Source organism: Agarivorans sp. OAG1, assembly GCF_037076485.1.
Lineage (GTDB): Bacteria > Pseudomonadota > Gammaproteobacteria > Enterobacterales > Celerinatantimonadaceae > Agarivorans > Agarivorans albus.
The window spans coordinates 1926387-1939804 of the sequence record NZ_AP028990.1 but is presented as its reverse complement, the minus strand read 5'-3'; the positions used below and the strand labels follow the sequence as shown (position 1 = coordinate 1939804).

10 protein-coding genes are annotated in these 13418 nt (G+C 41.5%); 2 read left to right on the top strand and 8 right to left on the bottom strand.

Going from position 1 to position 13418, the window contains the following annotated elements:
• Nucleotides 1–1753: 1753 nt before the first annotated feature.
• From OAG1_RS09095 to OAG1_RS09075, 5 genes are all read right to left on the bottom strand, one after another.
• Nucleotides 1754–2284, bottom strand: a complete 531-nt coding sequence (locus tag OAG1_RS09095; protein WP_338625937.1) for a hypothetical protein — start codon at nucleotides 2282–2284, stop codon at nucleotides 1754–1756.
• A complete protein-coding gene (locus tag OAG1_RS09090; protein ID WP_338625935.1) occupies nucleotides 2281–2805 on the bottom strand; it encodes a hypothetical protein in 525 nt (174 codons plus the stop codon). Before OAG1_RS09090 ends, OAG1_RS09095 begins: the two co-directional genes overlap by 4 nt.
• 119 nt (nucleotides 2806–2924) lie before the next feature.
• The gene (locus OAG1_RS09085) at nucleotides 2925–3305 is read right to left on the bottom strand and encodes a DNA/RNA non-specific endonuclease (protein ID WP_338625932.1); all 381 of its coding nucleotides are present in this window, start codon (nucleotides 3303–3305) and stop codon (nucleotides 2925–2927) included.
• A 347-nt stretch (nucleotides 3306–3652) separates the two neighbouring features.
• Nucleotides 3653–4192, bottom strand: a complete 540-nt coding sequence (locus tag OAG1_RS09080) for a DNA/RNA non-specific endonuclease (RefSeq protein ID WP_338625930.1) — start codon at nucleotides 4190–4192, stop codon at nucleotides 3653–3655.
• A 167-nt stretch (nucleotides 4193–4359) separates the two neighbouring features.
• Complete coding sequence (locus OAG1_RS09075; protein WP_338625928.1) at nucleotides 4360–5898, bottom strand: DUF2235 domain-containing protein; 1539 nt, start codon at nucleotides 5896–5898, stop codon at nucleotides 4360–4362.
• Between the two features lie 403 nt (nucleotides 5899–6301).
• Here OAG1_RS09075 and OAG1_RS09070 point away from each other — a divergent pair, with 403 nt between their 5' ends.
• A complete protein-coding gene (locus OAG1_RS09070) occupies nucleotides 6302–7429 on the top strand; it encodes a hypothetical protein (protein ID WP_338625926.1) in 1128 nt (375 codons plus the stop codon).
• A gap of 409 nt (nucleotides 7430–7838) precedes the next feature.
• Here OAG1_RS09070 and OAG1_RS09065 read toward each other — a convergent pair whose 3' ends face one another.
• Together OAG1_RS09065 and OAG1_RS09060 are read right to left on the bottom strand one after the other, a co-directional pair.
• Nucleotides 7839–8462: a hypothetical protein gene (locus OAG1_RS09065; protein ID WP_338625924.1), complete on the bottom strand. Its 624-nt coding sequence runs from the start codon at nucleotides 8460–8462 to the stop codon at nucleotides 7839–7841.
• On the bottom strand, nucleotides 8455–9168 hold the full coding sequence (locus tag OAG1_RS09060) for a hypothetical protein (protein WP_338625922.1): 714 nt from the start codon (nucleotides 9166–9168) through the stop codon (nucleotides 8455–8457). Before OAG1_RS09060 ends, OAG1_RS09065 begins: the two co-directional genes overlap by 8 nt.
• 864 nt (nucleotides 9169–10032) lie before the next feature.
• On the opposite strand from OAG1_RS09060, the gene ltrA reads away from it, so the two are divergent.
• Nucleotides 10033–10818, top strand: a complete 786-nt coding sequence (gene ltrA / locus OAG1_RS09055) for a group II intron reverse transcriptase/maturase (RefSeq protein ID WP_338625920.1) — start codon at nucleotides 10033–10035, stop codon at nucleotides 10816–10818.
• 318 nt (nucleotides 10819–11136) lie between these two features.
• Here the strand turns inward: ltrA and OAG1_RS09050 are convergent, their stop codons facing one another.
• Nucleotides 11137–13380, bottom strand: coding sequence for a hypothetical protein (locus OAG1_RS09050; protein ID WP_338625918.1), 2244 nt, complete (start codon nucleotides 13378–13380; stop codon nucleotides 11137–11139).
• Nucleotides 13381–13418: the final 38 nt, after the last annotated feature.

Below are 13418 nucleotides of genomic sequence, written 5' to 3'. Positions count from 1 at the left end.
AACCCTTCTGTATTTTTAAGCATGACTAATTCAATGACTAATCAACTACTTTCCGATACTGTGTTCTGTTTCCCAATCACTCTCAGCTATGTTCAGCTTTAATCCAACAGGACACTTCAATAATGCAAAGCAGGTAGTGTAACTTAAGAATATCTCATCGAGAGCGTGGTACTAATCTCGGGTGGGGAAAAAAGACTGTTATTTAGCTGCCGGTAACATCTATCGACTATGCCAAAAAGGTAAATTCCCAAAACCTGTTCGTTAACAGTTTTAATTCAAAACTTGATCGATTCACTATTATCTAGAACCTTATAACGCAAGGGTCAATCAATCATGCCCTCTTATTGAAGAACCAAAAACCTCGTTTACCTCTTCCAAAGACCTACCGAAATTTCGTTAGTCTATTGTTCAAATAAGTGCTAGCGCCGATTACGCTGAGACGTTTCTGGACAAAAGCGTGTTTGGGCGATGATTTATTCAATAGTGTTTCGGATTAGCGAAAGTATGGAACAGTTGGTGTTAACGCCCGCAACACCGGACGGATTTGAGGTGGCTGCGCTTTTTGCGGCCCTTTTGCAAAAACGAAGACAGCTTAAATACGGTCCGAGTGATTGCGATTGTTATAAATTCCTACTGAAGTAGCAGAAGTGTTATTAAAGCTACTATACCAACAATAAATACGGATGATATATAGGTTATTACTCTTGGATAATAATACGACACAGCAAGAACAACCAGCGAGATTGTAGCTATACCTGTAGCGCCAACAAACCTATTGCCAAACGAATCATCCATGGCATACCTGATAGCAGATTGCCCCCACAAAATTAATGCGACAAAGTATAAAATCTGCTGAATTCTTACTAGATATATCATGATTTATAACGTCCCAATAAGGGGCTAAAATTTGTTTGCTAAAATGTGAAGCGAAGCGAAACTAAGAAAACTGTTTTTAGTCCCGCTTAATTGCCTTGTTATATGGCGCTTTAACCAATACTTTTATTAATGTATTAGCGCCAAAAGCTAAGCCTACAATTAACAAAAAACTTAAAGCACCTGAAATCAAACCGTAAGGCAACCACGCTAACCAATTTATTTGGTTGTTACAATGAAACTCGCATTGAGGGTTGTGTTGCCAAGTAATATACAAAATACCAGAACAGACTAACAATGAGATTAATGTGCTAATTAAGAAAGTTGCTTTAAATGATTTAGCCATAACCTTTTAGCCTTATAACGCTAAGTAGGAAGCACGTGCTTCCTATCCCATTCAATGAGCATGCTTCCTATCACAGAAAATGTGACCTAGCGCAAAGTCGCTAGTCTATTTATGCTCCCTATTTAACTTATTGTCTACTCTGAGGTTTTCTTTTAGTTTTATCAATAGGCAGTGTTTAAATTTAATATATCGTTTTGAGAAAAGCAGCATGCGAAATGTAGCAACTGTATATAATCACAGTGAAAAACTGCGCAGCTCTAAATGCTCAGTTTTCGACAAATTCACCTCGAGCAAGCATTGCAAAAGCGCTTCATAAAACGATAAGTTTTGCTAGGGATGAAGGCGTGCTTTTAAGATATTATTGAACTATCCGCCTAACAAACAATGGGGCAATTTCGAGTTACGGTTAACCGTTTCTTAGAATCCGGAAAGTGTCGAGAGTTCTCAGGCCTTACCACTTGCTAGGTTAGTCTACTTTACAAGTGAGGAGGTGGTTATGTATCGCAAACTAGCAAATGTTTCTCTTAAACACCTCTATGGTTGAGTAGTCTTTATTAAAGGCCTCTCAAGGATACCCGGTCCCTGACTAATTTTATCTATTTCAAGTAAAAGTTGCTCTTTAGTCATTTTAAAGGCCTTGTTTTGTTGTAGGTAAAGATATTTGCTTACATCAGGACTGGTCGAGTTTGTAAATGAGCCAAAATTACTCTGCACCCAATCATTAAATGTTTGACTAGGGTAATTGTAGAACCCACCAGTATTCGTCGGACTCTCTTTAGTCAATACAACCTGACCTTTAAAATCTAAGCAAGAAAAAACACCTTCCTCCTGAAGTGAGTGTTCTACTAATTTACTGTAATTATCGAGCTCTTTGAATCCACGCCCATTGCACATAATTGAATATGCAGTATTTAGAATATTTACTTCGAAATTTGTTTTAACTTTACTAATTTCAATCACTAACGCTTCACAAGTAGCCTTATATGAATATTGGTCAGGAGTTGGAAGTTCAATAGCTTGTGTACCAAACACTAAGATAGATGCTACGTAAGCAATTCGTTTCATGATCCGTCTCCTTTAGCTCTAAGAGTTACCGGGGGGGTAAAAACTCTTTCCCCCTGTGTCTGACTATTTTTCGACTTCGGCGATAAACCTTGAGGAGTGTACCCTGGAAAACTATCCTTACTTCCAATAGAGTACGCGATAAGTGCAGCACCTATTATCATAGTAACGATTCCCGGAGAACTGGTGGCTAAAGCCATTGATATATTTGCTGATTCAACCGATAAGTTTGTTTGACGTTTTATTGAATAAAAGCAAACCGCAATTCCAATAAACAACGCAGAAAAACCAGAAAATAGCCCAACAGAACGCTTAACCATTGCTACGTGGATATGATGAATATGAATCTGGTAGAGGTCGTAACTCCAAGCTTCTGTGTTGGTAGCTTTCAACTTAAACCAATTTAAATTCTCTATTAAGAACCATGCCAAAGCGATGAGCACCAGAGTAGAAATTATTGTCATAAACCATGGGATAGAGTGCTCCCATGCAGAGGATTTGTTTTGCGTCTTCTTACTCTCCATCTGGTTCCCTTCTTTGTCTACTTATGTTCAGAAAGCTATTTATTGAACACAATTTCAAAAAGTAGAAAGCGCTTTAAAAGCGTAAGCCTTTAAAAAATAGGCGCATAAACCTAAATTACTCACCACTGAGTTGACCTTTTCATTGATTCGATACTTTGTTCTAAAGAATTTGGTAAGCTGCTGAGTAGATCAAGACCAGATACTTCTTCTATCTCATCGACTGATACCAGATAGTCATCAAGCTGTGAGGTTTTAAGATCTTCGTGATCAATCAAAAATGCTATCGCATCACCTGTTTGAGTATCGTAAATAACTTTCCAATAGTGAGTAGGAACCGGGACATCGCTTTTTCCAATTGTCTCTAAATTCTGTGAGAGATATAACGGACCAGCCATAACCAGTACAGAGCCTTTTGCTAACGCCCACTTGCGTTCCCGATTTTCTAAACCTTTCCAAATTGACCGGTTGTGCCCAGGTAGCTGAGGAGTCATGTTGCTCATATAGAACGTTTCTATTTCTAAGTATCGATAAATGATCGAAGCTATTTAGTAAGCCTACGGATGAAATCGTAAACATAATTAGCGCTAAACAAAGCAGAACCAAACAAATCCAAACAATATAAGGGATTACGCTGTCCGGTATGACATCAAAACTTCTCCACTTAGTATCTATAGCCATTCCAGTTGCTAATAGCGAAGCGCATAAGCCAAGATAAAAAAACGGTGATCTCCATGATTCTTTCAAAACAATCCTCCGTAACAAGCAACAATCTAAAAAAAAGCTATGTCCAAACCCAACCCACTAAGATTTCACTTAACTCTATTAGTGAACTTCCCTAGCCCTAGAACTACAATTTTTCCCATACTAAGGAGCGACCAGTCGATTCAACCATGGTCTCAATATCATCCGGTAGGTTTGGCATAAAATCGAGATGAGTTTTATCTTCTAACCAATCGACTGTTACTAATTGAAAATTAACAACTTCCGGTGTTCGAACATGAGGAAAGTAAACTGATATAGCTTGGACAGAACTTTCCTTGTAACTAGTTTGTCGTACAATTATTTTAAAAAAGCCGCTTGGTATAACTGTTCCATTAGGTAATTTCCTTTCTGAATTGTCGAAAACCGGTTCAGAGATTATCCAGAGGTCTTTGATTTTGTCTTCGTCGTACTCAACAGCGTAAGAGAGGTTTACCAGAACCTGTTTGGGTCTTGTAATAAGGGTGCTATTTGGCATGCCAAAGTAAGTGAAAAGCTCTGTTCGCTGAACGTTCGTTATCTTTTCGTCGAGATAGAATTCATTAGAGTTCTCGGCTAAACAGAAGAGACTTTGCACGCTAATCGCTGTCCCTAAAAGACAAACCTTTAAGAGTCTGAAGTGAACCATACAAACCGTCCTTGGCTAGGGTTCTGTTCATTTATTAACCTATAATAACTAAACACCTTATACTTTAAATTGTCAATTTTAATTCCGACTTTATTTCCTGGTCTAAAATAAATTGATCAGTAAAACAGTTGCTACTCAATCACTAAGCATTCGTGGATGGAAACCTTTTATTTTATTCGTTTGATAGTTAGCTTAATGCTTCCATGGTTATTGCTATATAAAGCCCAAACATCATTTGCAAAAGTATAAAAGTAACCAGGGGCGGTAACTTTAAGTGGTGATACAACTTCTGAATGGTTAGGTAAACAAAAGAATTGATGAGGGTTAGGACTGCCGTCATTAAGTACAGCGTCTTTAACACCACTGTCATTTGCTATGCATCCTACAGCAATGAACCAAGGCATATTTTCTATACGCTTCGTAAAGAGAAAATCCGTGGATTTGTTTTGTGCCAGTTTCTTAAATTTTTTCTCTGCTAAACCCCATATCGAAGAGCCAAATCTGATGATATCACCGATAGTAAGATTACCATCTTCAGTTCCATTCCAATCACATGAGTCTTTGCTGTCTTGCCATCTTCCACTGCTTGAGAAAATATACTCCTCCTCCAACTCCATATATAAGCATGAAGGATTCCAACGTTCTTTAGCGAATACGTCAACAGTTAATGAACTGCCAACATCTAGCTTTTGGGTAGGCCAGTATTGCGGGTGTTCTATGGGTGAAATATCTTGCCTTGTAAATACGCTCTCATGAAAATCTCCTTGTGAGGTATTTGTTACTTCACAAACGTTACGTGGCCTAGAACGTAATTTAGAGAACACACCTTTATAAGAGTTATGTAGCGGTCCTGCTGGGTTTGGCTTTAACTGTTTGAATACTCTGCTTCTTAGACCTAAGCCTGCGTAATGCGCCTCTTCTAGCATCCATCTTAAAGCAATGTCAGATAAAGCCGAATCTGCATAACCTCCACCGACATCAGAATGTACACCTGGAAACCATTTCTCTTGAACATTTCGAGTCGTTAAGTTTCCAGACCAGCGCGTAACACTAAAGCTGCTTCGGACCTCATCCATTGCCATAGCGTGTCGAGCAATTTCAATGTGGTCTCCTAACTCTGTATCATGAAATGACCAAGATGCCGGATTATCGAGTAAGTTGAGAACTTCAAAATCATTAGGGATCCCTAGTGCACCTACCGTGTCCCATACTCCAATAAATTTAATGGGTAATGGGTTACGGTTAGCAAAATAGTCTTGGGATGGTAAAGGGTTAGAGCCGGTTCTGTAATAGTCATAATGAGAATGGGTTTTACGCCAGCGTATGTCGTCATCTAAAGTATCTTTAAAGTCCAATAAACCTAGCCCTAAAAGACCGCCTAAACTTCTAGCAGTGAATGCTCCTCGGCTAAAACCGAAAATATAGACTTTATCTCCATCACTATAATTTTCAGCCAACCAATAATACGCACTACATATGTGGCGCTTTATACTCTTTCCTAAAGCTCCATCAATAATGGCATCTTTTACCCCAGTATTTTCTCCGCCTAAACCTGGGTGATAATACTTTAACTGTTCTGTATCCGATGAATCTGTTTTCGACAATGAGTTGTATAGCTTTACCACATTAGTCGGTGCTGGTACTCCATTGTCTTCCTGTTCCATATTGTTCCAAGTGCCGTCACAACAAACAATTAAATTCACCATAGTTTATCCCTTTTTAGATTCGTTGAGGCCAACACTCGCTGCTGTATTCATCAGAAATAGGTCAAACTTCTTGACCTTTAAACCCAGTTGTTCGCCAGACTCGTTCTAATGAGGATTGTGAGCAAACTGTTTCTCAATTTTTAAAAATAAACAAAAACCGAATGTTGACTAAATCGTCATAAAAACTTGATGCAAGCAGTATGGTGTCTAATATTTAAACAGGCAAGATAACAATGAATAAATTGCGGTTATTTTCTGGAGGCAATAAGAAGAACTTCAACCAATACATTTAGCGCGTTATCGAAAACGAATTGATTAATTGGAAAGGACATCCTGAGGTGCGGTTGTAGGACATGTCTTCTTATCTGTGTTTTTACTTAAACCCGATAATAGGATTCACATCATGACAAGAAATAATCACTCATGGAGAAACAACCAAAATCGCCGCGGACCATCACTCGAAAATGAGAATATCGCAGGAAAACGGTCTGTTTGTTTGTTAAGTGTCAATGGAAAGCTTAAAAGCCCATATAAGTCTGTGCCTGTTTCAGAAGGCGGTGAGACTGAGCGGGCGTCGGATTACAAAAATATCGAAATTGGTAAACCTCTCGTTGTTAGGTATTTACGCCACTTTCTGTACTACCCCGATGGCAAGAACAAAAATAATGAGCAGATAATGATTTCGTCCTTTGTGAAAACGATTGAAGAGAAAAAGCCTGCTGCTGAAGCTATCACTTACTATAATCCTGCCACTTCATTCAATGATGACCGCCTTGTAATCGAGAGTTTCGGTGCAGATACATTTGGCCATGAGTTAATCTACTACACCAAAAGCTATACTGGGCAACCTGTAAGGCTAACGACCAAGGTGATGGAATTGGATAATTACGATGATGTCTTCGACGCGATTAAAAGCGGAACGGACAGTCTTGGTGGACTGCCCTTTTTCATGGAATATGTGCCTTACATGGCAGCAGCTAAATCAACTGCAAATTTCATTTCGAAACTCTGGAAACTGTTCGATAAAGATGACCCAATTATCCCCCGCTTAGCACTGAACCTGTTTTACAACCGACCTAACCACCCGCGATTACAAAGTGGCCGTATTATCTGTATAGATTCCTCGTCCAAAAAAGCACAGGCTTTTATCGATGAGGGTTATAATCTATCAATTGACAATATACTGAAGGATAAAGACGGAAACGCCTACGAGAGTTCATCGTATTTCGTGGTGCAAGTTAACTCTGAAAAACACGATGAGTACGAGAATTTTGAATACTATCAAAATGCAGCAGAGCTGCTTGCTATGACCAATCGTAGCAAAGATATGAGTGACTTCATTAACACCGCAGTTGCAGGCTTTGAGTCTTACGCTGACCTTGCCACCATCGAACAAATGGAATCAATGCAAGATGACTTAGAAGATGAAGAAGTGTTGGCAAAGTTCAAAGCACTATTTAAAGGAATGTCTTCTGATGTCAAATCACTGTACCGCAATAAATACAAAGACATATTAGAAAAGAATACTTAGCACGATTTGCTCTTTGCCTGGTTCGATTTTTACAACTGAACCTTACTCAGTAGAGGAGCAGAGTAAATACAAAAATTGCTCTCTTCTGGCGTGCGTATTAATGCGAACAGACACCGAACTGCGGATGGGCACTTTAGAACCTTAACCAAGAGCGTCAACAGGCTTAAAGTGCTACTAAAACGATTTGATGCAAATTTAGAGCGCTCCCAAAAAGGAGAGCGTATAATCTGGTTTAGTCACAACTTCATCTGACACTCTTCGATAATTGAACGAGACAAAATCTGACAGGCAGGTTCGAGCGATTTGTGGACATTCATCGCAACTCGCTTTTGGACAAAAGCGTATTTGGGTGATGACTTATTCAATGCTTTTTGACATCCTGTGCATGGCTTTGTTAGCACTATAAAAATCAATCAGCACCACCAACATTTGGAAATATGAAATTAACGATAGTTCCAACAATAGAAGCCACCACTACGAAAAATGCAGAAGAAGTAACGTCTTCATACAAAAAATATTCTGTATTTATAAAGCATATATTAACCAAATAAAGAACAACCCCAAGCTGAAACAAAGTTGAGATAATGAGTGAAAGCTTCGCGCGGGAGTTTTCAACCATTGCATTGTCATGGTCATGGTTTGTATTGATCGAGTAAAAAGTTGTGATCATAACGATAAGCCAAGGAGTAAAAACCTCTATAACAAAGGAGAAAAGTTGGTTAAATGGCTTTTTGTGATACATTAGCTCTAGTATTTTGTTTTTACATTCAATCTTCGAGAAACATTCTGGAAACTTCGCTTGCATCTGGTTTATGCTCGTAAATCTTGTAACCCCTGACAACCTCAATTCATGAATATTTTTCTGCGTCTGCTTATCTATTACTGCATATTTTTTAACAATTTGTTCAGTTTCATCAGTGATTATGTAGCCACCGCCTTTATTGAAATCAAATCCAAATGGGACAAAAACGCAAATTAGAAACCCCACCAACCAGATTATGATTGTAAATTCTTGGAGGTCTTTTCTAGTCATTTTCCGCCTCCTCCACCAATTTTTCAGGCCTAACTAGAATTGCACCACCTGTTCCCTCGACTCCATTACGGCCGGGGTTGCCTTTACTACCAATTGCTCCAGGCTTTCCTGGTCTATGACCGCCACTACAACCTGCTGCCCCCCTACCGGACTCGCCTCCATGCCCCCCAATGCCATGCTCACCTCCAGAGCCTGCATTACCTTTTGCCCCCCCACGCGACTCAGCAATCAAATCCAAACGTTCAGCGGTTCCTCCAACAAAAAACTCAATTCGTCCACCATCCCCGCCATTTCCTGCATCACCTCCATTTCCACCATTGCCGCCAGCGCCACCAACACCACCCCAGCCGGGACCAGATTCACAGCCCGCCGCAACACCTAGCACCCAATTAGGTTTTGCTCGATGACCTTGCCCTCCTTTTCCACCGTTTCCGCCGTCGCCACCTTCTCCACCGTTACCTCCATTGCCGCCATTATTGGTGATCCGTAATGAACCTTGAGCATCCCCGACAACAAAAATACTAACTCCCCCTGGCGTTGCTCCGTTCTCACCCGCCGCCCCGCTAATACCATTTCCTCCTCTTTTTCCAGGCTGGCCTTGCCCAGAGGCAGCGCCACCGTTAGAGCCTTTTTGAGCCTTACTAGGTGCAATAGGATTATTAGCATTTTGATACGATGTGATTGAAGCATTACCTTGAATGATCAAATTATCTTTTACGAATATTGTTAGTGCATGACCATTTGTTACTATTTCAACTCCATCCTTAATTATTAGATCGCTATCAGACGTGATAGTCGTATCTTCGGAGAGAGAAACATTCAGAGAGATAATCTCTGCGAAAGAAAATACGGGCCAAGTGCAGAGTAAGAAAATCAATTTTCTTGTAATTAATTTCATACAATTTCCTTATTTGTCGATGACATGAAACTAGGTGCGTGGTGCTAACGCCTCGTTAAGAGGCAAAAAATTGTTGGCTACAATTAGCGACGAAGGAGCAAAAGCCAACTGTTTTTTGTCCTTTTAAACGACTTGTGTACGCCCAGCATGGGCATGAACTAATGAGGTGAAAGTCCTCTGTAGGAAGGTCACCGTTTAATAACACTTTGATGATTAAACGCTAACTACTAGCGAATGGCAAGGGCAAGGGCATAACTGCGAGGGAATGTCTGAAGGAAGCCGGACGCCTTTTTATTTAAAGAGAGGGCGAGCTGATGAACAAGAACATCATATGAGGCGTAGGCTGGAGGCGAGTTGGCACAAGACAACGAAGCTATGTGATCTAACGGCCACCGTAAATGATGCAGCAGTGCAGACACAGTGCATGTTCTTATCTGGGGAGATCTGCTTAACTTGCGATCGTTTAACTCACTAGCTTGGCCGCTAGTTCAACAGGCCCGGCGCTTAAGCCTCATCAACTTAAGTGAGCAAACTCGATGAACAACGATAGCGCGAGTTGGGGCAACTCAATTGGTGATTAAGCAGAAGTCAGCAGACGGCATAGTAGCCCAACGCCCATCGTAATGGTTGGGACACGGTGAAGGCCTGAACACTTAGAATAAAGGAGGAGCCTTGTTAATCTTGAACACCCATTCGCCGGCCGGCGTAGATGAGATTCAACGTATTAACCCGCAGCCAGCCTTTAGCCAACATCTATTTGAACACATGCTACAACGTGAAAATATTCTGCGTGCGTGGCAGCGTGTTCGAGCCAATAAAGGGGCGGCTGGCGTAGATAACATGTCCATTGACGCCTTCCCTGCTTGGGCAAAAGTACACTGGAAACAGGTGGCGGCGGATCTGCGCTGCGGCCAGTATCAACCTAAACCGGTGCGCCGTGTTGAGATAGATAAACCCGATGGCGGGAAGCGCCTACTGGGGATCCCAACCGTGCTCGACCGTGTCATCAAGCAAGCCATTGCCCAAGTGCTAACGCCTATCTTTGACCCTAGCTTCTCAGCGAACAGCTTTGGATTTAGGCCAAATAAGAATGGGCAACAAGCGGTGAAACAAGTGCAAAGCATCATCAAGCAAGGCCGACGCTTTGCCGTTGATGTCGATTTATCTAAATTCTTTGACCGAGTTAACCATGATCTATTAATGAGTCAACTGGGACAAAGCGTGCAAGATAAACGGCTACTAACACTGGTTGGAAAATACCTGAGAGCGGGTTTTATCCATAACCAGTGCTATCAGCAAAGTCGAGAAGGTGTACCGCAAGGGGGACCATTATCGCCCTTGCTGGCCAATATCATGCTCGACCCATTAGACAAAGAGCTGGAAGAGCGAGGGCACAAGTTTGCTCGTTACGCCGATGATTTTACCATTTTGGTGAGAAGTCAGCGTGCGGGTGAATAAGGCTCTTTTATCATTTTTCAAAAATAGATAAATAATAAGTCACTGATTTTATTAGCTTAAAAGTATGATAGTTTACAAGATCCATTAAATAGACCACTGTAAGGGTAGCCCTAAAAAATTAATGCTCTCCGAGCAGTTACAACTTGAGCACCACTTGGCGCTTAAATGACAGCCGTAATGCATACGATTAACGATACTTTTGGCGCATTATTGTTTTTTAGTTGTTGGGAAAGAGCACAACTAACGAGCGCGAGCTAAGTCTTTAACTGAGCACTATTTGATATTGCTAACAAATGCCATCTAGCCCCCCCTTGGTGCTCAGTGTGCCAGGTACTGCAGTAACAACATAAAAACAGCAGCTCGCATTTGTGCGTCTTTTGGTTTTGTAAACGCAAGGCAATATTGCGTTTTTCGGCTCGGTGAGTGGTTATCAATATACTCAAGAAATGCAGTTAAGGTTTTACATTTTTTTTGGCGTCGGCCGTCTTGAATAACGACGCGTACACCATCTTTTTTGAGCCATAGGTCTAACGCATTAGCAATTTGAATAGCTTGATGCTTTTGTGGTGTTACCCAGCTGTATTTAGCCTCAATGGAATAGCAACGTAAAAGAAGCGCTCCTAACGAGCACAGGCTCGTAATCATTGATGGTCTGCATTGAGCTAATTGCAAAACCAACTCACCCAGCCAGCGCTTATCTTTTTTAGTGAGAGCCTGCTGAGAAATGCTACTAAATATTTTAGCGTTTTTCTTCTTCAAGCTATCTATTATCTCTAGTGCTGTTGAAGTTTCTGAAGACAAGATATTCAAAGACCTTCTATCAACCATTAAGGCCTGGCAAAAGCTTATTAACTTCATGCCGTGCTTGGGAAATACACTAAGCTGATGAGTGACTGGTCGCCCCGACTTCTTCGTTAATACTTTAATATGAGACTTTAATATCGCCACTGCATAAGGCCTCAAGGCATTTGGGCTGTTCCAGGAATGGCTTGGAACCTCTTGGCGGCTTTGGATATAAAAACCATCTAATGGCTTTAGCCTTGCTTTGTTGAGTAGCCTTTTTGCCACAGCTTTGGGAATAACCTTCTGCTGTTTTTCTATTGCATCCCAATGGACAAATTCGAAAATATTGATGTAGTGCTTGATAGTGGTAGCAACATGCTTGTGCCCCAACGCAACGGAGCAGCTTTTTAGAAGCGCATCGGGAGACACACTTTGCGTATCGGGCAACTCAGGGATATCCATGCCCAATACTGCCGCTAGTTCTGGGCAATAAATTGCCATTGTTTGCTCGCTGGGTAGTGTATGCCGGTAGCTATATGCCCCATAGTTATGGCCATTAGTCAGATGTTGAATGAGCGATGAAAACTCAGCTGATAATCTTGATGGCGAGCCTTTATCGGCATTATACCCCTGCCCCCATAAACTGCTTTTTTGGTTATCTCCCGCAATCAGCTGATTGCATACATGTAACAGCGCCAACCAGGGGTTATTAGTGATAAACGTCCGCAAACCGGCTTTAGATTTGGGCGAGTGCCGCACATCTACTGTCTGCGTATAGTCGCTATTCACTTGCACATCAGCGAGCTGCATCTTGGCGACCTCCCCAACCCTTAGGCCATGGTTCTGTATGAGCCACAGCATAACAGCCTTAACCATGTCACCATCAACCGCTCTCGCCATAACCTGCTTGGTCTTGCGTTGGACCAGGCTGGCTCTCACATGCATAACAACGCTAGCTTTCACCCCATCGCTGCCAAAACTGTCCAAAATAAAGGCCTCTGTGTTTTGCTTAGCTTTTGGGCTGCCTTTTATTTTGCTGAGTGCTTTTAGTAGCTCAACCGAAGATAAGCTCGCTATTTCCTCATCAGATTTAATGTCGAGCACTTCAAACACCAATGCGATAAATCGCGTTGCATCGTTAATATATCGACTCGCTGTTTCTACATTTATTTTTTTTCGATTGAGTTTACTTACACACCAACTGCAAATCATCTGAACGATTAACGGCATCCCTTGCTCTATACTATTTAACAGTACGATAGCCGCCTTACGTCTCTCTCCTTTTTCCAGGAATTTAAGCGAGTCGCTAACCATCGATACCGGTGATACATTATCAACAGCCTCCTTCATCGGCACCTTGGGCGGCGTAGAAAAATCTCCTGTGATATAAGCATCAAACTGCTCGTGACTCAGCCCCACACTCATTAGGTTTCGGGTTAGCGTGTTAATAATATTGTGTGTGAAATGCGTATTAGATGATCCCAGCCAAGAGCCCAAGACCTCCTCAGCTAGCACGGTGAAATTATCGTATTTAAGCTCTAGCGTTAAACAACAATCCTGCCAACAACACTGTGATGGCTCATCAAATGCGTCGTAGTAGTGGGCTAAGAGCAGCGCACTCGTCGAGTCAATATGCCAGCGACATTGTAACTCTTGCGTTGTATTATCCGGGTTTCGGCTATTTGCAACTCCGCCGTTAAGCCTAGGGTCTAGAGTGTATTCAACCCACAGCAACGGCGAACAATACCTAACACCTTGCCGGTTTAGCAGCGCGTCCATAATCGCCTGCCAATGGCGCTGACAAAATACCCCACCAT

Coding starts and splice junctions, on each gene's coding strand:
- OAG1_RS09080 (WP_338625930.1), bottom strand. CDS start 4,192: ATGGTTCACTTCAGACTCTTAAAGGTTTGTCTTTTAGGGACAGCGATT.
- OAG1_RS09085 (WP_338625932.1), bottom strand. CDS start 3,305: ATGAGCAACATGACTCCTCAGCTACCTGGGCACAACCGGTCAATTTGG.
- OAG1_RS09090 (WP_338625935.1), bottom strand. CDS start 2,805: ATGGAGAGTAAGAAGACGCAAAACAAATCCTCTGCATGGGAGCACTCT.
- OAG1_RS09095 (WP_338625937.1), bottom strand. CDS start 2,284: ATGAAACGAATTGCTTACGTAGCATCTATCTTAGTGTTTGGTACACAA.
- OAG1_RS09050 (WP_338625918.1), bottom strand. CDS start 13,380: ATGGACGCGCTGCTAAACCGGCAAGGTGTTAGGTATTGTTCGCCGTTG.
- OAG1_RS09075 (WP_338625928.1), bottom strand. CDS start 5,898: ATGGTGAATTTAATTGTTTGTTGTGACGGCACTTGGAACAATATGGAA.
- OAG1_RS09070 (WP_338625926.1), top strand. CDS start 6,302: ATGACAAGAAATAATCACTCATGGAGAAACAACCAAAATCGCCGCGGA.
- OAG1_RS09065 (WP_338625924.1), bottom strand. CDS start 8,462: ATGACTAGAAAAGACCTCCAAGAATTTACAATCATAATCTGGTTGGTG.